The following is a 22,297-nucleotide window of genomic DNA, read 5'->3' as shown; positions in this document are numbered from 1 at the left end:
CGGGGGTTTTTCAATTACATGAATTAACTGATGACAATGTGTAAAGACAGGTGTAAACTTAAACGGTGATGATTTTGCATATCAGAGGTGTTGGCAATGGGAAAACAACAGCCTATATCCCAGCGTAAGCTGCTGGGTGTCGCCGGTTTAGGGTGGCTGTTTGATGCAATGGATGTCGGAATATTATCGTTTATAATTGCTGCGCTCCACGTAGAGTGGAATCTGTCGCCCGAAGAAATGAAATGGATCGGAAGCGTCAATTCCATCGGCATGGCTGCGGGTGCGTTTTTGTTTGGATTGCTGGCTGATCGAATCGGACGCAAAAAAGTGTTTATCATTACCCTTTTATGCTTTTCCATCGGAAGCGGCATTTCCGCTTTTGTGACGAGCTTATCAGCATTTCTTATGCTTCGTTTCGTCATCGGAATGGGGCTGGGCGGAGAGCTTCCGGTTGCTTCAACCCTCGTTTCGGAAGCGGTTGTGCCTGAGAAGCGGGGCAGAGTGATTGTGCTTTTAGAAAGCTTTTGGGCTGTAGGATGGCTCGTGGCGGCACTGATTTCTTATTTTGTGATACCGAGCTTCGGCTGGCAGGCTGCCCTGCTGTTAACTGCGCTGACCGCTTTCTACGCTCTGTACTTGCGAAGGAATCTGCCTGATTCGCCAAAATATGAGTCGCTTTCTGCCAAAAAGAAATCAGTATGGGAGAATGTAAAAAGCGTCTGGGCAAGACAGTATTTACGGCCGACAGTCATGCTGTCGATCGTTTGGTTCTGCGTGGTGTTTTCTTATTATGGCATGTTCCTATGGCTGCCGAGTGTCATGCTGCTGAAAGGCTTCAGTATGATTCAAAGCTTTGAATATGTCCTGCTGATGACGCTTGCTCAGCTTCCGGGCTATTTTTCTGCCGCCTGGCTAATCGAAAAAGTCGGCCGGAAGTGGATACTCGTCATTTACCTGATGGGCACCGCAGGAAGCGCCTATTTCTTCGGAACGGCTGATTCCTTAGGCCTTCTTCTTACTGCTGGAATGCTGTTATCATTTTTTAATCTTGGTGCATGGGGTGTTCTGTATGCCTATACACCGGAGCAATACCCGACAGCGATTCGCGCAACAGGTTCAGGAACGACAGCAGCGTTTGGTAGAATCGGCGGCATCTTCGGGCCGCTGCTCGTCGGAACGCTCGCAGCCCGTCATATTTCGTTTTCGGTCATTTTCTCGATCTTTTGCATTGCAATTTTACTCGCGGTTGTTTGTATATTGATTATGGGAAAAGAAACGAAACAAACTGAACTTGAATAGGAGAGGCACCTCTAGGATGGGGTGCTTCTTTTACATTTGTGCTCGGTAGATCGGTGTTTCCCGGTTTTATTGATTGTCTGGTAGAGCGCCATGGGCAGCATAAACAAAATTGCAGTAAATCCTCTAACGGCTCCGATGTTGATATAAATTCACCTGCAAAACATGGTCCCGGCACATAGTTAGCTAGGCAGGTATGTTTGATTTCATACCACGTTTTATGCTGTGGTTTTGACAATATTGCACTTTTCACCTACTTCAGCTGAGTTCTTTTCCACTGCAGTAAAGCGTACGAATAATAGCAAGCCTCAGTTCATCAGATGACGCTGTAAATATTTTTTGATCATCTAATAGTTTTGTAGTCATGAAACGCACAATAAGAGTCGATATAACAATTGTATTCCAGAAAAGGAGCAGGAAGTCATAAAAAAAGAAGGATTTCAGTAGAGTAAAAGCGTTTTCAATTAAAGAAGGGATAATTATTACCTGTAAAATACAATCATAAAGGAGGATTACAGAGCATTTAGAAGCATAAATAAGGCCATGTGGCTACATGGATGTTTATAAAGAAATGGTACAGAATAAAAGAGTATATGCTGTTTGTGTGGCATGTTACATAAGTGTTACGGTAATAAGGATTGTTTAATATGGAGGGAAAATATGAGTGTAGATGAGAAGCCAATTAAGATAAAAGTTGAGAAAGTATCTAAGATTTTTGGAAAACAAACAAAAAAAGCAGTTCAAATGCTTGCCAACGGAAAGACAAAAAAAGAGATCCTGAAAGCAACCGGATCAACCGTTGGGGTAAATCAAGCAGATTTTGATGTATATGATGGTGAGATATTTGTCATCATGGGTCTATCAGGGAGCGGTAAATCAACTCTAGTACGGCTGTTAAACCGGCTTATTGAACCGACTGCCGGAAATATTTACATTGATGGTGACATGATAACAAATATGTCTAAAGACCAGCTCCGGGAAGTTCGCCGGAAGAAAATCAGCATGGTCTTCCAAAAGTTTGCTCTGTTCCCGCACAGAACGATACTTGAAAACACAGAATACGGGCTGGAGCTTCAAGGTGTGGATAAACAAGAGCGCCGGCAAAAAGCGCTTGAGTCCCTTAACCTTGTCGGCCTTGAAGGATTTGAACAGCAATATCCTGACCAGCTTTCCGGCGGGATGCAGCAGCGTGTCGGTCTTGCCCGCGCGTTGACGAATAACCCGGACATCCTTCTCATGGACGAAGCGTTCAGTGCGCTTGATCCTTTGATTCGTAAAGATATGCAGGATGAGCTTCTTGATCTTCATGAAAATGTCGGAAAAACGATTATCTTCATCACGCATGACCTTGACGAAGCATTGCGCATCGGTGACAGAATCGCCTTGATGAAGGATGGTAACATCGTTCAGATCGGCACACCGGAGGAAATCCTGATGAGTCCATCTAACGAATATGTTGAGAAATTCGTTGAGGATGTTGATTTATCTAAAGTCCTCACAGCAGGCCACATTATGAAACGCGCTGAAACAGTGCGGATTGATAAAGGGCCTCGCGTGGCATTAACATTGATGAAAAACCTAGGGATTTCATCTATTTACGCAGTCGATAAACAAAAGAAATTGTTAGGTGTCATTCACGCGTCAGATGCGAAAAAAGCAGCTGAGTCTGATTTGTCACTTCAAGATATCTTGAATACAGAATTCACGACTGTACCAGAGAATACGTATCTGACAGAGATTTTTGACGTTGTTTCTGACGCGAATATTCCAATTGCGGTTGTAGATGAGAAGCAGCGAATGAAAGGGATTGTCGTAAAAGGCGCGTTAATTGGCGCACTCGCCGGCAATAACGATTACATTAATGTTGAAGGCAATGAACAAACACAAAATCCTTCTGTACAGGAGGTGAAGTAAGATGGATAGACTGCCTAGAATACCTTTAGCAGATATGATTGACCGTTTTGTTGACTGGATTACGATGACGTTTGGCGGATTCTTTGATGGAATCGCAAACGGATTGGCCGCTTTTGTAAATGGAATTGTCAGCGGACTCGGATTTATGCCATCTATTTTATTAACGATTATTTTCGCCGCACTTGCGTGGTGGATCAGTACAAGGGGAATTGCGTTATTTACATTGATTGGATTCCTATTGATCGATTATTTAGGATATTGGGACCCAATGCTGCAAACATTGGCGCTTGTTTTGACATCTGTGATTATTTCGATTGTGGTCGGGGTTCCGATCGGAATTTGGGCGTCCCAGAAAGAAACGGTTCGCCGTATTGTAACGCCTATTCTTGATTTAATGCAGACAATGCCTGCTTTCGTATATCTATTGCCGGCGATTTTCTTCTTTAACATCGGTGTTGTGCCGGGGGTTGTTGCATCTGTTATCTTCGCGATGCCGCCGACAATCCGCATGACTGTTCTCGGTATAAAGCAAGTGCCGGCGGATTTGATTGAAGCGACTGAAGCGTTCGGTTCTACGACAGCTCAGCGTTTGTTTAAAGTTCAGCTTCCGCTTGCGACAAAAACCATTTTGGCCGGGATTAACCAGAGCATCATGCTTGCGTTATCAATGGTTGTTATCGCCGCAATGGTCGGTGCACCGGGACTTGGTTCTGAAGTATACAGTGCCGTAACACAGCTAAAGACCGGGGTCGGTGTAGAGGCCGGTATCGCTATTGTTATCGTAGCCATTACACTGGACCGTATTACTCAAAATATTAAACTGAAGAAAAAAAGCAGGGGGAATGCCTGATGCTTAAAAAAATCTTCGGTATCGGCGTTTCCGCCATGCTGGCGCTCTCACTTGCGGCTTGCGGGTCAGAAAGCGATGAAAATGCAACCGCGGCTGAACAGGTAAATAAGACCATCACCGGGATTGATCCCGGTTCAGGGATAATGGCCTTGACCGACAAAGCGATGAAGGATTATGACTTGAATGACTGGACATTGATTTCGGCTTCAAGCGCTGCGATGACCGCAACGCTTAAAAAATCATACGACCGTCAGAAACCGATTATCATTACTGGATGGACACCGCACTGGATGTTCTCCAGATATAAGCTGAAATATCTTGATGATCCAAACCAATCTTATGGAAACGCAGAGGAAATCCATACGATCACGCGCAAAGGCTTCAGCAAAGAACAGCCGAATGCCGTAAAGCTTCTGAGCCAGTTTAAATGGACGCAAGACGACATGGGAGAAGTCATGATCAAGGTGGAACAAGGCGAAAAACCTGCCAAAGCCGCCGCTGAGTATGTGAAGAAGCATAAGGATCAGATTGCGGAGTGGACAAAAGGCGTTCAAAAGGTAAAGGGAGACAAAATCAACCTTGCCTATGTGGCGTGGGACAGTGAGATTGCAAGTACAAACGTAGTTGGCAAAGTCTTAGAAGACTTGGGCTATGACGTAACGTTTACTCAGGTAGAGGCCGGTCCAATGTGGACCGCGATTGCGACGGGAAGCGCGGATGCATCCCTTTCCGCATGGCTGCCGAATACCCATAAAGCATACGCCGCTAAATATAAAGGCAAATATGATGATATTGGCACCAGTATGACTGGCGTAAAGATGGGTCTTGTTGTGCCTCAATATATGAAAAACGTTAACTCAATTGAAGACTTGAAGAAGTAATGAAAGAAAGCAGCCTTAGCCAGGCTGCTTTTTTGTGTTAAGAAGCATTAGCAGCAGCTAGTGATTCCGCCTTCTGAAATGTTTTTAATACGGCGTTAGCCAAAATGTGAATGCCGTTGAACATCGCGTTCCTGTCAAAGGTCATGTGCGGATGATGGAGTCCTGGCTGTAGTCCGCAGCCGAGTCCGAGCATCGTTGTTTTGAGGTTCGGCATTTTTACGGCGTAAAAATGAAAATCCTCACCGCCGGTTGTGTCAAGCGGTTCATCGAGCTGTTCAGCCCCGATGATGTCCGTAATGGCTTCTGCCATGATCGCTTCAGCTTCTTTGTTTTGTGTTGCTGCGGGGAGGCTATGTTCTTTTTGCAGCTCGATCTTTGCGCCGAATGCCGCAGCGGCCGCTTCACATGCTCTTTCTGTTTCGGCGATTAACGTCTCCATGGCTTCATTGGTCTGTGCGCGCAAATCAAGGCTGAACGACGCTTTTCCTGGAATGATATTGGAGCTTTCACCGCCGGCTTGAAGTTTGGTCATTTTAACCGTATGCGGGATGTTTGGGTCAATATGAATGAGTCCGAGCTTATGTACGAGAAATGCCGCAATTTCAATGCTGTTTTTCCCGAGATGCGGGCGGGCGCCATGGGCTTCCTCTCCTATGATTGTTCCCTCAATATGCTGGCTTGATCCGTGCAGAATAGATGGGGCACAGCGCCCGTTCTGTGTCTCCTGAATCGGACGGACGTGAACGCCGTACAAATAATCGACATTATCAAGCACGCCTTCTTCTATCATTTTCAAGGCGCCGCCGCCTTTTTCCTCAGCCGGCTGAAAGATAAAACGGATCGTGCCCTTCGGAAGCTCGGGCTGTTTTTTCAGCAGCATTAACGTGCCCAGCGCCATTGTCATATGTGAATCGTGTCCGCAGGAATGGTTGGCGCGAAATATGCCGTTAACCTCCTGCCATAGCGCATCAATGTCAGCACGCACAGCTACAACAGGTGACCCTGAACCGATTTCGCCAATAACCCCGGTGCAGTCTGAAAACGTGTGAGTCCGGCACCCTAATTCCTCAATCTTTTGTTTAAGAAATGCAGTTGTCTCATATTCCTTCCAGCTGACTTCAGGGTTCGCGTGCAGGTGCTCGAAGATGTCCATAACAGTTTGTTTCATGTCTTCGGAAAGCTTTTGCATGGGAAAAGTGCCCTCCTCAAAATGAATTTCCCTTCTTTCCTTTATTTATATTGAAACAGGAAGATAGGCTGTATATAATATAGCACATATTGCAACTTTTCAGAATAATGATTATTTTCAAACAGAGGGGATGGATCGAACATGAGTATGCCAGCAGCCGAAACACAGCCTAAGAGAAAACGTACGACAGGTATAATGCCTGACGCCTATGTCCTCTTATTTATCATTGCTTTCATTTGTGCCGTTGCTTCGTATGTTGTGCCGGCGGGAGAATTTGACCGCGTGACAAAGGGAGATGTCACCACTGCTGTTCCGGGAAGCTATCATTCGATTGAACAATCCCCGGTCAGCCTGATCAGCTTTTTTACTTCTCTGCAGGATGGAATGGTTGGATCAGCACCAATCATCTTTCTGATTTTATTCACTGGCGGCACCATTGCCATTTTAGAAAAAACGGGTGCCATCAACGGCCTGATTTACAATGTCATCAGCAAATTCCGCACCAAGCAATTATTATTTATTTGTATTGTCGGTGCGTTGTTCTCCATTCTCGGAACAACCGGAATTGTCGTGAATTCAGTTATCGGTTTTATCCCCATCGGCCTCATTGTCGCACGATCCTTAAAGTGGGACGCAGTCGCGGGTGCCGCTGTTATTTACATCGGCTGCTACGCTGGATTTAACTCAACTATTTTATCGCCGTCCCCGCTCGGTTTATCGCAATCAATCGCGGAGCTGCCGCTTTTCTCGGGAATTGGCCTGCGTGTTGTAATCTACATATGCTTTTTGCTGTCTTCTATTATTTATATCTATCTGTACACAAGAAAATTAAAAAAATCAAAGGATGCCAGTGTGTTAGGGACAAATTGGTTCCCCGCGGCAGGAATGGGTGAGGCGGGGAAAGAAGATCAGTCATTGGCGTTTACTGTTCGTCATAAGCTCATTTTGGCTGTGGCGGGACTGTCGCTTCTCGGATTTTTATACGGCGCTTTGAAGCTGGGCTGGTCTGATTCACAAATGGCTGCGACGTTTATTTTTATTTCTGTCCTTGGCGGGTTGATAGGCGGACTTGCGGCAAACGATATTGCCAAAACCTTCATAGTGGGCTGCCAAGGCCTTGTATATGGGGCGCTGATTGTCGGGATGGCAAGAAGCATTTCTGTCATCCTTGAAAATGGCAAGCTCCTCGATACAGTCGTCAACGCATTGGCTTCGCTTTTGGATGGATTCAGCCCGATTGCCGGTGCGATCGGCATGTATATCGCCAGTGCGCTGCTTCATTTTCTCATCTCTTCTGGGTCTGGGGAAGCCGTTGTATTTATTCCAATCCTGGCGCCGCTTGCTGATTTGATGGGAATTACGAGGCAGGTCGCGGTGGAAGCGGTTATGCTTGGAGAAGGAGTCGTCAACTGTGTGAACCCGACATCCGGCGTTCTCATGGCGGTGCTTGCCGCCAGCGGCATTCCGTACGTCAAGTGGCTCAGGTTTATGGTGCCGCTTGCTCTGATTTGGTTCTTGATCGGACTTGTATTTATTGTCATAGGTGTCATGATTAATTGGGGGCCGTTTTAACGATTACTGCCCGGCGGCTTGTACGGGCGGGCTTTTCATTTAATCGTTGCAGAAGCGCAGGCTGTTATTGTAACATGTAAGCCATAAGCCATAAGCCATTCGTAAAAGTGCGGGAGGAAGGTCATGAATAATCTGCTTAATAGACTTTCAGGCGTGAATGGGAAAAATAAGAGAGTAAAAGAAAAAGAACAAAAGATCTGGTCGGAGATCGGCAAGTTAGCCGGGGCGTTTGCGCTGCTGGATGTGGTTATCCGCGGCATTATGTTTGCATTTCCGTTTAATGAATGGGTCTCGAGCCTTGTGTTTTTGTTCATTATCATCTTATATTACTGCATCAGGGCATCTGCTTCTGGAATGCTGATGCCGAAAATAGACACCGACGAAGAACTGCATAAACGGGTGAAGCAGCAGTTCATAGAATCAATAGCTGTCGCCTTTGCGGTAGTGGTGCTTACGATGTATGACAGGGGGATTCCCCATACATTCTTCGCTTGGCTGAAAATGATCCTTCTATTTATCGTCTGCGGCGGCGTTCTGTTTTTGCTTCGATTTGGAATCGTGAAGCTGTCTTACAGAAGTACGGTAAAAAAGGAGTTTAAGAAGAAATCATCATAGAGATGGTTTCTTTTTTGTTCATCAATCAGACAAAACTTTTCTCTTGCAATAGTTTGTGAAATATTGCACAATATAAATGTGAAATAATTCACAAACAAACATCAAAGAAAAACATACCCTGGAAGGATGATTAATGATGAATACACATGTAAATAAAGTAGCTTTAATCGGAGCGGGTTTTGTTGGAAGCAGTTATGCATTTGCGTTAATAAACCAAGGGATCACAGATGAGCTTGTGGTCATTGATGTAAATAAAGAAAAAGCAATGGGCGATGTGATGGACTTAAACCACGGAAAGGCGTTTGCGCCGCAACCGGTCAAAACATCTTACGGAACATATGAAGACTGCAAAGATGCTGATATTGTCTGCATCTGCGCCGGAGCAAACCAAAAACCTGGTGAGACACGCCTTGAATTAGTAGAAAAGAACGTGAAAATTTTCAAAGGCATCGTCAGTGAAGTCATGGCGAGCGGATTTGACGGCATTTTCTTAATTGCGACAAATCCGGTTGATATTTTGACTTACGCTACATGGAAATTCAGCGGCCTGCCAAAAGAGCGGGTGATCGGAAGCGGCACAACACTAGATTCTGCGAGATTCCGTTACATGCTGAGCGAATACTTTGGCGCAGCGCCTCAAAACGTGCACGCGCATATTATCGGAGAGCACGGTGATACAGAGCTTCCTGTCTGGAGCCACGCAAATGTCGGAGGTGTGCCTGTCAGTGAACTTGTTGAGAAAAACGATGTATATAAACAAGAGGAGCTAGACCAGATCGTAGATGACGTGAAAAACGCCGCTTACCATATTATTGAGAAAAAAGGGGCGACTTATTATGGTGTTGCAATGAGCCTAGCCCGCATTACAAAAGCCATTCTTCATAATGAAAACAGCATTTTAACTGTCAGCACATACTTGGACGGACAATACGGCGCAAATGACGTGTACATCGGCGTTCCGGCTGTCGTAAACCGCGGAGGTATTGCAGGCATCACTGAGCTGAACTTAAATGAGAAAGAAAAGGAACAGTTCCTTCACAGCGCAGGTGTCCTTACAAACATTTTAAAACCTCATTTTGCAGAACAAAAGGTCAACTAAACGCAACTTTAGAGTAAAGGGCTGATTGTCAATGTGGGAGCCGTTGTATGATCCGTTTGGAAACGAGTATGTGAACGCACTTGTGGCGCTCACTCCGATTCTCTACAGCTATTATTAAAACGCGTTTTTAGAAGGTGCGGCCGGTTTTGGTGTTCCGCTTGCGATTAGTGCAGCGCTGCTGAAGAACTGGAACTCATTTTCAGTTTCGTAGGCAAAGCCGCCGATATTGTGGAGGAAGAACTGAAACGTCTGAAGCAGTAAGCGAATTTTGTGCATAGCTTGACCCGTTCCCGAATAAATTGTACAAGTTACGTAAGAGAAGGGAGTACGGGCCGGTGAACATTTTTTTGAGCTATATTGTGCTGGGACTGTCCTTGTCTGCGCCAGTGGGACCTGTGAATGCGGCGCAAATAGACAAAGGAATTAAAAATGGTTTTTGGCATGCTTGGATTTTTGGTTTAGGCGCCATGACAGCGGACGGACTGTACATGCTTTTTATCTATTTCGGACTTTCACAGTTTTTGACCGCTCCATTTGTAAAAACGTTTTTGTGGCTCTTCGGCTTTTTTGTTCTGACCTATACCGGAATTGAAACGCTGAAAAATGTCAGAGAACCGATGGATGTGCGAAGCTCGCGAGGAAAAACGTCATATAGGAAAACGTTTGCTTCGGGTTTTCTCATTTCACTGTCAAATCCATTAAGCATCCTGTTTTGGCTCGGAATTTACGGGAGCATACTTGCGAAAACAGCAGAGGCCTACAATATGAATCAGCTTTTGATCTATAGCTCCGGCATCATGCTGGGCATTTTAATCTGGGATTTTTGCATGGCGATCACAGCCAGCATGTTCAGAAATCTGCTTCATGAAAAGCTCTTAAGAGGATTGACCGGAATCGCGGGTGTATCCCTCCTTATATTTGGCTTTTACTTCGGTTATCAAGGCATCAAACAGTTATTGGGCTGATTCATGAAGGACAGTCACCTACCGCCTTCAGTTTTAATATAGTATCCAGACGATACTGGAGGTGGATCAATGGTGGATGGGATTTACACCAAAAGTTTTCTGGAACGTAATCAAGCTGAACTCCCTGAATGGCAAAGTATCGCTTTTGAGCTCTTGGCAGAAACTGTGGCTGATGACGCGGATACGTTTCCGTGCATTCCCGGACGCCAGGCGTTTCTGACTGATCAGCTTCGCATTGCTTTTGCCGGAGATCCGCGGGAAAACCGTACAGCGGAGGAGCTGGCACCATTGCTTGCGGAGTACGGCAGGATATCGCGGGACACGGGAAAGTACGCATCCCTCGTTGTGTTGTTTGATACACCGGAAGATTTGGCTGAGCACTATTCGATTGAAGCGTATGAAGAGCTGTTTTGGAGCTTTTTAAATAGACTGAGTCATCAGGACAAAAAAGAGTGGCCGGAAGACATTCCGGCCGATCCCGAGCATTATAAATGGGAGTTTTGTTTTGACGGCGAGCCGTACTTTATTCTGTGCGCTACTCCGGGGCATGAGCAGAGAAGAAGCCGGAGCTTTCCTTATTTTATGATCACGTTTCAGCCAAGATGGGTGTTTGAAGGCTTAAATGGATCAACCACATTTGGCCGCAACATGAGCAGGCTGATCCGCGCACGGTTAAAGGCCTACGATCAAGTTCCAATCCATCCGCATTTAGGGTGGTACGGTGGAAAAGATAATCGCGAATGGAAGCAGTATTTTCTCCGTGATGACGAAAAACAGGTATCGAAGTGCCCGTTTTCTTATTTAAAGAACATGTTGAACAAAATGAAATAAATCACGAGCTGGCAGGGCGGTCTTTATGTCCCTGCTTTTTTTGATAGATCATCGTAACGATGGCAATGATCACGAGAAAGCCTATGCTTACAAAAAAACCGGGCCGGCTTGATTTTTCAAACAGTGTGCCGGATACAGCCGCAGCAATTAGAATCATCGCTAAATAAATTTGCGTTTTCCCCATTCCTTCGGGATCAGTCAGCTTTTTGCTGGAGAACAGGATAAACAGCCAAGTGTATAAAAGCATAAGCCCCGCTGCTGTCGTCATGTGCTCATAAATGTTTTTGGGGAGCACTAAAGACAGAATGATGGACAGGACAAGCCCCGCAAACGTCAGCCCCAGCGCCGGCCAGCATATTTTTTTGCCTTCCTTTAAGGTAAAGCATTTTGGCGCGTCACCGTCATCAGCCATCGTACAAAGCAATGTCGTAACGGCAAAAAGCGAAGCAACGAGGGTCGAGAATCCGGCGATGATAAAAATCCCATTAAATATATCAAGGATGATCTTAAGGTTATATCCTTTTAACGACGTAATGAACGGGCTGTTCTGCTCAGAAAACGCGTCTAATGGAACCAGCAGCAAAGCCAGCCCGATCGAAATGACATAAATAACCGCCAGTGTCGCCAGCATGAGTTTCCCTGATTTAGACGCTTCTTCTGGTTTTTTTAAGTGAACCGCCATCAGCCCCATGACCTCAATTCCGCCAAAGGCGTAAAACGCGTAGATTAAACCCGTCCACAGCCCCATGGCGCCATATGGGAAAAACTCACTCGTCTTATTAGGAACCTGTACATCGTGGTTTCCGCCAGACAGTATACCGCATAATGCCAGGATGGCTATCACAATAAACATAAATATAGCAGCTGTTTTGATAACTGCCAGTACGTTTTCAGTCTTCTCAAAAACAGACAGCCCGGTGAAAATAATCAGTAGCCCAAGCACCGCGTAGATTGATGCAAATACCCATAGCGGCACCTGAGGGAACCAGTGCTTCGTAAATAACGAAATGGCTGTCAGCTGGCTTCCGGTAATCAGCATTTCTGATGACCAGTACACCCAGCCATTGCTGAAGCCGGCCCATCTTCCGAATGCTTTTCTTGCATACACACAAAACGAGCCTTTTTCCGGATGCTTTGCCGACAGCTTGGCAAGCTGCTCGAATACAAAATACGTGCCGATTGCCCCGATCAGAAATGATAGCAGAACGGAGAAACCGCTTTTCACTATTGCAATGCTGGAACCGAGAAAAAATCCTGTTCCAATCGTGCAGCCTATACCGATTAATGACAGCTGCCACCAGGCCAAATTCCCTTTTTGCTGGTCTTTTTTTGTTTGACTCATCATCATTTCAACCCCTTTTATCTAAGGTTAGATTGCGACCCGCCCGAAGCTTATATACATCAGATTTTTGCCTCTTTTTACATGGAGAAGGCGGCGAGCGCTCATACTAATGAAAAAAGGAGCAAAGCAATGACACAGCAATATATCGTTGAACCGAAAAAAGGGCTTGGTCTGAAGTTGAAAAAAGGGCAGATTTTGAAGGTGGTGGATGTAGAAGGGCAGCAGGTGGCTGATTTTGTCGCGTACCATGCCAAGGATTTCTATGAGCATCTTGATCAGGGTGCAACGATTGATGCCAATCATTCCATTCATGTGAAAGTCAACGATCATATCTACTCAAATCTATACAAACCGATGCTGACGCTCATTGAAGATACGGTCGGCAAGCATGATCTGCTGCTTCCAGCCTGCCGTCCTGATATGAACAGGCTGTTATACGGCAAGCAAAAGGATGAGTTTCAGGATACGTGCTATGACAATATGAACCGTGCGCTTGAGCAGTTTGGCGTCCCGAAGCCTCACATGCACTACCCGTTTGCGATTTTTATGAATACTGTCCTTGATAAGAAAGGGAACCTGTCTGTGGAAACGCCGCTTTCGAATGCCGGAGATTATGTAAGGCTTCGGGCGGAAATGGATTTGATTGTTGCGTTTTCTTCCTGCCCGATAGAAAAAGGGAAGTGCAATGGCGATAGTGTAACGTCAATACGGGTGGAAGTCAGCTGATCTCTCTTGTTCACTGTGAATCAAGACCTGTGCTATATTTAATAAGGATACATAATTGTCATGATTCATTTTCATCAATTTGGGGAAATGATCAAATAAGAAACAGCGAATTGTACAGGAGGAATGATTGGGATGAGCATGCAGGAAAAAATTATGCGTGAATTACATGTGAAGCCCTCAATTGATCCAAAGCAAGAAATTGAGGACCGAATCAATTTTTTAACACAATATTTGAAAAAGACCGGCGCTAAAGGCTTTGTGTTAGGAATCAGCGGAGGACAGGATTCAACTCTTGCAGGGCGCCTGGCCCAGCTTGCGGTTGAACGCATTCGCGAGGAGGGCGGAGACGCTCAATTTATCGCGGTCCGTCTTCCGCATGGCACACAGCAGGATGAAGACGATGCCCAGCTTGCTTTGAAGTTCATTAAGCCTGATAAATCATGGAAGTTTGACATTAAGTCCACAGTAAGCGCGTTTTCTGATCAGTATCAGCAGGAAACCGGCGATCAGCTGACTGACTTTAATAAAGGAAACGTAAAAGCGAGAACAAGAATGATCGCTCAATACGCGATCGGCGGCCAAGAAGGCCTTCTTGTCATCGGCACGGACCATGCCGCTGAAGCTGTGACTGGTTTCTTTACGAAGTACGGTGACGGCGGAGCGGATCTCCTGCCGCTGACCGGATTGACGAAGCGTCAAGGAAAAAGCCTGCTGAAAGAGCTGGGTGCACCGGAACGCTTATACTTAAAAGAACCAACTGCCGATCTGCTCGACGAAAAACCGCAACAGGCGGATGAAACAGAGCTAGGCATTTCCTACGAGGAAATTGACGATTATCTCGAAGGAAAAAAAGTATCAGCGAAAGTGTCAGAAGCGCTGGAAAAGCGCTTCAGCATAACTGAGCATAAACGTCAGGTTCCGGCGTCTATGTTTGATGACTGGTGGAAATAGGATAGAAAGCCCGCTCTCGGAGCGGGCTTTTCAGCATATCGGCAAACGTTTTAGGATTTTATCATGTGAAAGACCTTTATTTGATGAGGATATGATTCAGCTTTACGATCAATCTGTCGGAGCTGTCTCTTGTATCAGTGGCTAATGTAAGACTGGCTCTTGCGAAAATCTTTCTGCCGCATCCTGAATTGACATGTTGTCTGTTTGGAGATGATCCAAAAATAGGTGATGCCAATCCTTCCATGCAGCGGTCGATTTGTTTGGCGGCCCATGAGTTTTTTCTCTTGTGCGAAGCCGTTTTAACAAGGTTTTTTTTGAAGCAATTCGTGTAAAGTGGTGAACTCGCCTGCCGTCATGCCTAAGCCTGCCGCAATCGTCATAGGCACAATGATGATGCCGCGGTATGTATCGGTCAGGGGGGCCAGCAAGCTATAATTGAACGCCCGCCATAAGAGGTAGCATGAAAATCGTCCTCCGCGATCTCCAGCGGTTCATGGAGCGCAGTGCAAAACCCATTTTTTCAGGATCATACACGTAAGATGGTTTCTGCCTCCTGTGCAGTTCGAAAACTGTTTGTGTTTTTCCAAAACCGAAAGCCCCGTTTATCCATATAATCAACGCCATTTCTCCATTCCTCCAAAAAAGACCCTTCGATCGAAGAGCCAGCGGGAAAAACAATCAAGGCAGTGTGATTAAAATATTTTAATGCTTTTTTGCGTCGAAGTATTAAAATGAAGATATGTTGTACAATGAATGTCATTCAAGCTTAAACGCTTGAACAACCAAGAGCAGGCTATCCCTGGTAAAGCATGAACGAAAAAGGACGGGCAAGCCTGAATCTATATAAATATTCGCTAAATAAGCATATAATGAAGATAAAATTTCATTCCTTAGGAGGATTTCGCCGAAGATGAACGCTAAACGAGCCATCCCAGTAAGAGAAAGAAATATCGTCCTGATTGGATTCATGGGTGTAGGAAAAACGACAATCGGCCAATTGGTCGCTAAGAAATTATATAGAGATTTTATCGATATTGACCAAGAAATCGAAAAGGATTTCAACATGTCGATCCCTGAGATGTTTGAAAAAAAAGGTGAAGACTTTTTCCGGAAAACAGAAAAAGAATATATCCTGAATTTATGCCATCATACAAGATTTAAAATTGTCTCACTTGGCGGAGGCTCTTTTAAACAAGAGGAAATCAGAAAATGCTGTCTCGAACATTGTCTGGTGCTTCACCTCGATCTGTCTTGGGAGAACTGGAAGCAGCGCGCGAATTTGCTGATCGAAAGCCGCCCGGTACTGCATAACCGGTCAATGGATGAAATGGAGCAACTGTTTAACGAAAGAAAAGTCATTTATGACAAGCACAATTCAAAAGTGGAAACAGACAACCTTGCTCCTGAAGAGATTGCAGATTACATTGTGGAGACGCTAAAAATCGGCTGGGATCTTTATCAGCCAATGTAAAAGCCGTGCGGGAGGGAATGACCCCATAAGATGAAACAAATAAAAAACACCTTCATGTTTGAAAACGGATCGTTGTATCCGAAATAAGGCTTGGGGGTGTTTTTTGTAGCGGAAAGCGGCTTTAAGCCACACGCCGCGTTTAAAACGAGCACATCAAAATCGCGCAATCCCTTGTCGCAAACGGTTTGGGGTAACACTGGCCCAAATATGGTCAAAAGGGACAAAGATCCGGTTGTCATCTATTTATCGCTTCAATCCGCGCCTTCACGCACTCTTGTTTTTGTATTTTTAAAAAACCGCTATGTCAGTCTGACCGCACAGGCCTTTATGGAATTTAGCCGGGAATCGGTTAAACAAACGTTTGATCAAGAAGAGTGAGTATGGTGTTCAAGGATAGAAGCCTATTCATCACAAGAACGAATTGACATCGAGGGATTGAATCAAGAATTAGATGTTAAAAAATTTAGAAAATAGGTTAAAAACGTGATAGTATAAAAAAACTAAATCTTATTAAACAAAGGAGAATAATCGGAAATGCAACTATTCGATCTGCCGCTCGACCAATTGCAAACGTATAAGCCTGAAAAAACAGCACCGAACGATTTTTCTGAGTTTTGGAAATCGTCTTTGGACGAACTTGCGAAAGTCCAAGCAGCACTTGATTTACAGCCGGTTGAGTATCCTGCTGATGGAGTCAAGGTGTACCGCCTCACATATAAAAGCTTCGGAAACGCCCGTATTGCCGGATGGTACGCAGTGCCTGACAAGGAAGGCCCGCATCCGGCGATCGTCAAATATCATGGCTACAACGCTAGCTATGACGGTGAGATTCATGAAATGGTAAACTGGGCGCTCCACGGTTACGCCGCATTCGGCATGCTTGTCCGCGGCCAGCAGAGCAGCGAGGATACGACTATTTCTCCGCATGGTCATGCTTTGGGCTGGATGACGAAAGGAATCCTTGATAAAGATACATACTATTACCGGGGCGTTTATTTGGACGCTGTCCGCGCGCTTGAAGTCATCAGCAGCTTTGACGATGTTGACGAAACAAGAATCGGTGTGACAGGCGGAAGCCAAGGAGGCGGCTTAACCATTGCTGCAGCGGCTCTGTCAGACATTCCGAAAGCCGCGGTTGCCGATTATCCTTATTTAAGCAACTTTGAACGGGCCATTGATGTCGCACTTGAACAGCCGTACCTTGAAATCAATTCCTTCTTTAGAAGAAATGGCAGCCCGGAAACGGAAAAGAAGGCGATGAAGACACTTTCATATTTCGATATTATGAATCTCGCTGACCGAGTGAAGGTCCCTGTTCTGATGTCGATTGGTCTGATTGACAAGGTCACGCCGCCGTCCACCGTGTTTGCCGCATACAACCACTTGGAGACAGAGAAAGAGCTCAAAGTGTACCGCTACTTCGGGCATGAGTATATCCCTGCCTTTCAAACAGAAAAACTTGCTTTCTTTAAGCAGCATCTTAAAGGCTGATAAACGTGAATAGCCGCCGCACAACAGCTGGCGGTTTTTTTCTGCAAACTGCAGGAATGAGAACAGACTGGAGACGAATAGAAATGAAACAAAGGATCATTGATGAATTAAAACGAATCGAGCTTTCATACGGAGTCAAAATCGTATATGCCGTTGAGTCTGGAAGCCGCGCATGGGGATTCCCGTCGCAGGACAGTGATTACGATGTCCGCTTTATTTATGTGCCGAAAAAGGAATGGTATTTTTCAATTGAGCAGGAGCGTGATGTCATTGAGGAACCGATTCACGATTTGCTGGATATCAGCGGCTGGGAGCTGAGAAAGACGCTGCGCCTCTTCAAAAAGTCAAACCCGCCGCTCCTTGAATGGCTGTCCTCAGACATTGTGTACTACGAAGCATTTACGACTGCAGAGCAGTTAAGAAAACTGCGCACGGAGGCATTTAAGCCTGAAGCAAGCGTCGTGTACCACTATATCAATATGGCGAGAAGGAACGTCAAAAATTACCTTCAAGGGCAAGAGGTCAAAATCAAAAAGTATTTCTACGTGCTTCGGCCTATTCTGGCTTGCAAATGGATTGAAAAGCACGGAACCATTCCGCCAATGGATTTTACTGTTCTGATGAATGAACTTGTTACCGACGCAGAGCTGAAGGCAGAAATGGAAACCTTGCTTGAAAGGAAAAAAAGAGGTGAAGAGCTTGATCTCGAAGCAAGAATTCAAGTCATTCACCAATTCATTGAAAAGGAAATTGAAAGAATCATGGAAGCGGCAAAAACGCTGAAAGTAGAACACAAGGATATGACACCTAAATTGAATCGTTTGCTTTTGAATACGGTTGAAGAAGTGTGGAAGGATGGAGGAAGCTGATGATTTTTGTCGCTTCCTTTCTCTATTATTCGACAGGATTCCCCGACTTTCTAACTATCTGATTGTGGCAAAACCACAAAAATAATCAGAATCTTTGTATTTCGAGAATATTGTGAACGTTGGTTTTCTCCATTTACAATAAACTCATACAAATACTTCTTAGATTGCGGGGTGTTGAGGTTGGAAGTGATCACAAGAGATTTTTTCTTATTTTTATCCAAAAGCGGCTTTCTCAATAAAATGGCAAAGAACTGGGGAAGCAGAGTAGCAGCGGGTAAAATTATCGGAGGGAATGATTTTAACAGTTCAATCCCGACCATTCGACAGCTTAACAGCCAAGGTTTGTCAGTTACTGTCGATCATTTAGGCGAGTTTGTAAACAGCGCTGCGGTCGCTCGGGAGCGTACGGAAGAATGTATTCAAACCATTGCGACGATTGCGGATCAGCAGCTGAACTCACACGTTTCTTTAAAAATGACGTCTCTAGGTCTGGATATAGATATGGATCTGGTGTATGAAAATATGACGAAAATCCTCCAGACGGCCGAGAAGCATAAAATTATGGTCACCATCGACATGGAAGATGAAGTCAGATGCCAGAAAACGCTTGATATTTTCAAAGATTTCAGAAAGAAATACGAATATGTTAGCACAGTGCTGCAAGCCTATCTGTATCGGACGGAAAAAGATATTGACGATTTGGATTCTTTAAACCCGTTCCTTCGCCTTGTAAAAGGAGCTTATAAAGAGTCAGAAAAAGTAGCTTACCCGGAGAAAAGCGATGTCGATGAAAATTACAAAAAAATCATCCGAAAGCAGCTCTTAAACGGTCACTATACAGCGATTGCCACACATGACGACAAAATGATCGATTATACAAAGCAGCTTGCCAAAGAAAATGGCATCGCCAATGACCAGTTTGAATTTCAGATGCTGTACGGCATGCGGTCGCAAACCCAGCTCAGCCTCGTAAAAGAAGGTTATAACATGAGAGTCTACCTGCCATACGGCGAAGATTGGTACGGCTACTTTATGAGACGCCTTGCAGAACGTCCGTCAAACATTGCATTCGCTTTCAAAGGAATGACAAAGAAGTAAAAAAAGGAGAGATTAACATGACAACACCTTACAAACACGAACCGTTCACAAATTTCCAGGATCCAAACAACGTGGAAGCGTTTAAAAAAGCGCTTGCGACAGTAAGCGAATATTTAGGTAAAGACTATCCGCTAGTCATTAACGGCGAGAGAGTGGAAACAGAAGCGAAAATCGTTTCGATCAACCCGGCAGATAAAGAAGAAATCGTCGGCCGAGTGTCAAAAGCTACTCAAGAGCACGCTGAGCAAGCAATTGAAGCGGCTGCGAAAGCGTTCGAAGAGTGGAGATACACGTCTCCTGAAGAAAGAGCGGCTGTCCTGTTCCGCGCTGCTGCTAAAGTCCGCAGAAGAAAACATGAATTTTCCGCTTTGCTTGTAAAAGAGGCAGGAAAGCCTTGGAACGAAGCGGACGCTGATACAGCTGAAGCAATTGACTTCATGGAGTATTATGCGCGCCAAATGATCGAACTGGCAAAAGGCAAACCGGTCAACAGCCGTGAAGGCGAGAAAAACCAATATGTGTACACACCAACTGGTGTAACAGTTGTTATTCCGCCTTGGAACTTCTTGTTTGCGATCATGGCAGGAACAACAGTGGCGCCGATCGTTACTGGAAACACAGTAGTTCTAAAACCTGCGAGTGCTACACCTGTCATTGCTGCAAAATTCGTTGAGGTCCTAGAAGAGTCCGGATTGCCAAAAGGCGTAGTCAACTTTGTTCCTGGCAGCGGAGCGGAAGTCGGTGACTACCTTGTGGACCATCCGAAAACAAGCCTTATCACATTTACGGGGTCAAGAGAAGTGGGTACGAGAATTTTTGAACGTGCGGCGAAGGTTCAGCCTGGACAGCAGCACTTAAAGCGTGTTATTGCTGAAATGGGCGGTAAGGATACGGTTGTTGTCGATGAGGATGCGGACATTGAATTGGCAGCTCAATCCATCTTTACATCAGCGTTCGGCTTTGCGGGACAAAAATGTTCTGCAGGTTCACGTGCAGTAGTCCATGAAAAAGTGTATGATCAGGTATTGAAGCGTGTCATTGAAATTACGGAATCTAAAGTAACAGCAAAACCTGACAGTGCGAATGTTTATATGGGACCTGTCATTGACCAAGGTTCTTACGATAAAATTATGAGCTATATTGAGATCGGAAAACAGGAAGGGCGTTTAGTAAGCGGCGGCACTGGTGACGATTCGAAAGGATACTTCATCAAACCGACGATCTTCGCTGACCTTGATCCGAAAGCACGACTCATGCAGGAAGAAATTTTTGGACCTGTCGTTGCATTTTCTAAAGTGTCAAACTTTGATGAAGCTTTAGAAGTCGCAAACAATACTGAATACGGTTTGACAGGCGCAGTTATCACTAATAACCGTAAGCACATCGAGCGTGCGAAACAGGAGTTCCATGTCGGAAATCTGTACTTCAACCGCAACTGTACAGGCGCTATCGTCGGGTACCATCCGTTTGGCGGCTTCAAAATGTCCGGAACGGATTCAAAAGCAGGCGGACCGGATTACTTGGCACTGCACATGCAGGCTAAAACAATCAGTGAAATGTTCTAAAGCGGGACTAAATGGGCATCCTCCCTGCGGGGATGTCCATTTCATCCATATACCATAAAAAAGAGGAGGAAGTGCCATAGAAAACACACAGCTGATTATCTCGATTTGTATTTATATGGCGGGGATGCTGCTGATCGGCTACTTTGCTTACAAGCGCACGTCAAACCTGACGGATTACATGCTTGGAGGACGCTCTTTGGGTCCAGCGGTAACCGCTCTCAGTGCCGGTGCTGCCGATATGAGCGGCTGGCTGCTGATGGGGCTCCCGGGTGCCATGTTTTCAACAGGTCTGAGCGGTATTTGGATTGTATTCGGACTTTGCCTTGGAGCATGGGCGAACTGGCTCTATGTTGCGCCACGCCTGAGAACCTACACTGAACAAGCGGGGAATTCCATCACAATTCCCGGGTTCCTAGAGAATCGCTTCGGAGACCATTCGAAGCTGCTGAGACTGTTTTCAGGGATTGTGATCTTAGTCTTTTTCACATTTTATGTTTCGTCTGGAATGGTATCCGGCGGGGTTTTATTCAACAGTATTTTGGGGATGGAATATCATACAGGCTTGTGGGTTGTGACTGGTGTGGTTGTGGTATATACCCTGTTTGGCGGCTTTTTGGCAGTCAGCTGGACAGATTTTGTTCAGGGAATCATTATGTTTGCCGCACTCATCCTTGTTCCGATCGTTACGTTTTTCCACACGGGGGGAGCAAGTGAAACCGTTACTGAAATCCGCTCTGTTGACCCAGATATGTTTAATATGCTCAAAGGAACAAGCGTCCTTGGCATTATTTCTTTGTTTGCCTGGGGTTTGGGATACTTTGGCCAGCCGCATATCATTGTGCGTTTTATGGCGATAACGTCTGTCAAAGAGATCAAAAGAGCGCGCAGAATCGGGATGGGCTGGATGATTTTGTCGGCAGTTGGCGCTGTGCTGACCGGTTTGGGCGGAATCGCTTATTACCATAAGAATGGCATGACACTGAAGGACCCTGAGACGATTTTTATTCAATTAGGGAATATTTTGTTCCATCCGATTATCACAGGTTTTCTGATTTCAGCTATTTTGGCCGCAATTATGAGTACAATTTCTTCCCAGCTGCTTGTGACATCAAGCTCTCTGGTAGAAGATTTGTATAAGTCGATGTTCAGACGCTCAGCATCTGATAAAGAGCTGGTGTTTTTGGGCCGTATGGCTGTGCTTGTGATTTCTGTCATCGCATTATTCCTTGCTTGGGAGAAAAATAATACAATCCTTGGATTGGTAAGCTATGCTTGGGCGGGCTTCGGTGCATCATTCGGGCCGGTTGTACTGCTCAGTCTGTTTTGGAAACGAATGACCAAATGGGGGGCACTCGCCGGCATGATTGTGGGAGCAGCAACTGTAATCATTTGGGCGAATGCCGGTCTTTCGGACGTTCTGTATGAAATCATACCTGGTTTTGCTGCGAGTCTATTATCTGTCTTTATCGTCAGTGTATTGACGCAGGCTCCGTCACAAGCTGTCGCAGACCAGTTTAAAGACTACCAAGATACAATGTCACAATAAACAGGGAAAGGAGGAGGAAGGGATTG

General features: G+C 45.3%; 19 protein-coding genes and 6 pseudogenes. 21 read left to right on the top strand and 4 right to left on the bottom strand.

The window, feature by feature from the left end; genetic code table 11:
• Window positions 1–96: 96 nt before the first annotated feature.
• Window positions 97–1,299 (top strand): niacin permease NiaP, encoded by a 1,203-nt coding sequence (gene niaP, locus Q3W56_RS09645; RefSeq protein ID WP_302895300.1) that lies wholly within the window; start codon window positions 97–99, stop codon window positions 1,297–1,299.
• Between the two features lie 218 nt (window positions 1,300–1,517).
• On the opposite strand, the pseudogene Q3W56_RS09640 reads toward niaP, so the two are convergent.
• Window positions 1,518–1,662: pseudogene (locus Q3W56_RS09640) on the bottom strand (transcriptional regulator); the annotation flags it as partial.
• A gap of 294 nt (window positions 1,663–1,956) precedes the next feature.
• Here Q3W56_RS09640 and opuAA point away from each other — a divergent pair.
• The 3 genes from opuAA to opuAC are packed head-to-tail and all read left to right on the top strand — an operon-like array spanning window position 1,957 to window position 4,941.
• A complete protein-coding gene (gene opuAA, locus Q3W56_RS09635; protein WP_302895299.1) occupies window positions 1,957–3,210 on the top strand; it encodes a glycine/proline betaine ABC transporter ATP-binding protein OpuAA in 1,254 nt (417 codons plus the stop codon).
• A 1-nt stretch (window position 3,211) separates the two neighbouring features.
• Window positions 3,212–4,060, top strand: coding sequence for a glycine/proline betaine ABC transporter permease subunit OpuAB (gene opuAB, locus Q3W56_RS09630; protein ID WP_019713239.1), 849 nt, complete (start codon window positions 3,212–3,214; stop codon window positions 4,058–4,060).
• The gene (gene opuAC / locus Q3W56_RS09625) at window positions 4,060–4,941 is read left to right on the top strand and encodes a glycine/proline betaine ABC transporter substrate-binding protein OpuAC (RefSeq protein WP_302895298.1); all 882 of its coding nucleotides are present in this window, start codon (window positions 4,060–4,062) and stop codon (window positions 4,939–4,941) included. Before opuAB ends, opuAC begins: the two co-directional genes overlap by 1 nt.
• Window positions 4,942–4,978: 37 nt before the next feature.
• On the opposite strand, the gene Q3W56_RS09620 is transcribed toward opuAC, so the two are convergent.
• Window positions 4,979–6,130, bottom strand: coding sequence for a M20 peptidase aminoacylase family protein (locus Q3W56_RS09620; RefSeq protein ID WP_302895297.1), 1,152 nt, complete (start codon window positions 6,128–6,130; stop codon window positions 4,979–4,981).
• Window positions 6,131–6,271: 141 nt separating this feature from the next.
• Here Q3W56_RS09620 and Q3W56_RS09615 point away from each other — a divergent pair, with 141 nt between their 5' ends.
• The 8 genes and pseudogenes from Q3W56_RS09615 to Q3W56_RS09585 all read left to right on the top strand — a co-directional run bounded on the left by Q3W56_RS09615 (window position 6,272) and on the right by Q3W56_RS09585 (window position 11,212).
• A complete protein-coding gene (locus Q3W56_RS09615; protein WP_302895296.1) occupies window positions 6,272–7,702 on the top strand; it encodes a YfcC family protein in 1,431 nt (476 codons plus the stop codon).
• 123 nt (window positions 7,703–7,825) lie between these two features.
• On the top strand, window positions 7,826–8,317 hold the full coding sequence (locus tag Q3W56_RS09610; protein ID WP_019713243.1) for a DUF6773 family protein: 492 nt from the start codon (window positions 7,826–7,828) through the stop codon (window positions 8,315–8,317).
• A 133-nt stretch (window positions 8,318–8,450) separates the two neighbouring features.
• Window positions 8,451–9,416, top strand: coding sequence for an L-lactate dehydrogenase (locus Q3W56_RS09605; protein ID WP_302895295.1), 966 nt, complete (start codon window positions 8,451–8,453; stop codon window positions 9,414–9,416).
• Window positions 9,417–9,447: 31 nt separating this feature from the next.
• A pseudogene (locus Q3W56_RS09600) lies at window positions 9,448–9,522 on the top strand (hypothetical protein); the annotation flags it as partial.
• A 12-nt stretch (window positions 9,523–9,534) separates the two neighbouring features.
• Window positions 9,535–9,597, top strand: a pseudogene (locus Q3W56_RS21175) (L-lactate permease); the annotation flags it as partial.
• Window positions 9,597–9,677: pseudogene (locus Q3W56_RS09595) on the top strand (MarR family transcriptional regulator); the annotation flags it as partial. The pseudogenes Q3W56_RS21175 and Q3W56_RS09595, both read left to right, overlap by 1 nt.
• A gap of 74 nt (window positions 9,678–9,751) precedes the next feature.
• The gene (locus Q3W56_RS09590; protein WP_019713248.1) at window positions 9,752–10,381 is read left to right on the top strand and encodes a LysE family translocator; all 630 of its coding nucleotides are present in this window, start codon (window positions 9,752–9,754) and stop codon (window positions 10,379–10,381) included.
• Between the two features lie 69 nt (window positions 10,382–10,450).
• Window positions 10,451–11,212, top strand: coding sequence for a YqcI/YcgG family protein (locus tag Q3W56_RS09585; RefSeq protein WP_302895294.1), 762 nt, complete (start codon window positions 10,451–10,453; stop codon window positions 11,210–11,212).
• Between the two features lies 1 nt (window position 11,213).
• On the opposite strand, the gene Q3W56_RS09580 is transcribed toward Q3W56_RS09585, so the two are convergent.
• Window positions 11,214–12,554 carry an amino acid permease gene (locus Q3W56_RS09580; protein ID WP_302895293.1) on the bottom strand — a complete coding sequence of 447 codons (1,341 nt, stop codon included), beginning with the start codon at window positions 12,552–12,554 and terminating at the stop codon, window positions 11,214–11,216.
• A 129-nt stretch (window positions 12,555–12,683) separates the two neighbouring features.
• On the opposite strand from Q3W56_RS09580, the gene Q3W56_RS09575 reads away from it, so the two are divergent.
• Window positions 12,684–13,280, top strand: a complete 597-nt coding sequence (locus Q3W56_RS09575; protein WP_041905580.1) for a DUF1989 domain-containing protein — start codon at window positions 12,684–12,686, stop codon at window positions 13,278–13,280.
• Window positions 13,281–13,412: 132 nt separating this feature from the next.
• Window positions 13,413–14,231 carry an ammonia-dependent NAD(+) synthetase gene (nadE, locus tag Q3W56_RS09570; protein ID WP_302895292.1) on the top strand — a complete coding sequence of 273 codons (819 nt, stop codon included), beginning with the start codon at window positions 13,413–13,415 and terminating at the stop codon, window positions 14,229–14,231.
• Window positions 14,232–14,307: 76 nt separating this feature from the next.
• Here the strand turns inward: nadE and tmrB are convergent.
• Window positions 14,308–14,849: pseudogene (gene tmrB / locus Q3W56_RS09565) on the bottom strand (tunicamycin resistance ATP-binding TmrB).
• A gap of 292 nt (window positions 14,850–15,141) precedes the next feature.
• On the opposite strand from tmrB, the gene Q3W56_RS09560 reads away from it, so the two are divergent.
• The 7 genes and pseudogenes from Q3W56_RS09560 to putP all read left to right on the top strand — a co-directional run bounded on the left by Q3W56_RS09560 (window position 15,142) and on the right by putP (window position 22,271).
• Window positions 15,142–15,702, top strand: a complete 561-nt coding sequence (locus tag Q3W56_RS09560) for a shikimate kinase (protein ID WP_127696038.1) — start codon at window positions 15,142–15,144, stop codon at window positions 15,700–15,702.
• A gap of 108 nt (window positions 15,703–15,810) precedes the next feature.
• Window positions 15,811–16,080 (top strand): annotated as a pseudogene (locus Q3W56_RS09555) (LysR family transcriptional regulator substrate-binding protein); the annotation flags it as partial.
• Between the two features lie 156 nt (window positions 16,081–16,236).
• A complete protein-coding gene (cah, locus tag Q3W56_RS09550; RefSeq protein ID WP_302895291.1) occupies window positions 16,237–17,193 on the top strand; it encodes a cephalosporin C deacetylase in 957 nt (318 codons plus the stop codon).
• Window positions 17,194–17,276: 83 nt separating this feature from the next.
• Window positions 17,277–18,062: a nucleotidyltransferase domain-containing protein gene (locus tag Q3W56_RS09545; protein WP_302895390.1), complete on the top strand. Its 786-nt coding sequence runs from the start codon at window positions 17,277–17,279 to the stop codon at window positions 18,060–18,062.
• A 186-nt stretch (window positions 18,063–18,248) separates the two neighbouring features.
• Window positions 18,249–19,160 carry a proline dehydrogenase PutB gene (gene putB, locus Q3W56_RS09540; protein WP_080010228.1) on the top strand — a complete coding sequence of 304 codons (912 nt, stop codon included), beginning with the start codon at window positions 18,249–18,251 and terminating at the stop codon, window positions 19,158–19,160.
• A 17-nt stretch (window positions 19,161–19,177) separates the two neighbouring features.
• Window positions 19,178–20,725, top strand: coding sequence for an L-glutamate gamma-semialdehyde dehydrogenase (pruA, locus tag Q3W56_RS09535; RefSeq protein WP_302895290.1), 1,548 nt, complete (start codon window positions 19,178–19,180; stop codon window positions 20,723–20,725).
• A gap of 91 nt (window positions 20,726–20,816) precedes the next feature.
• Window positions 20,817–22,271, top strand: a complete 1,455-nt coding sequence (gene putP / locus Q3W56_RS09530; protein WP_483298526.1) for a sodium/proline symporter PutP — start codon at window positions 20,817–20,819, stop codon at window positions 22,269–22,271.
• Window positions 22,272–22,297: the final 26 nt, after the last annotated feature.

This window comes from Bacillus sp. C28GYM-DRY-1 (assembly GCF_030519405.1).
GTDB classification, from domain to species: Bacteria; Bacillota; Bacilli; order Bacillales; family Bacillaceae; genus Bacillus; species Bacillus spizizenii_A.
This window is presented reverse-complemented; position numbering and strand designations above follow the sequence as displayed.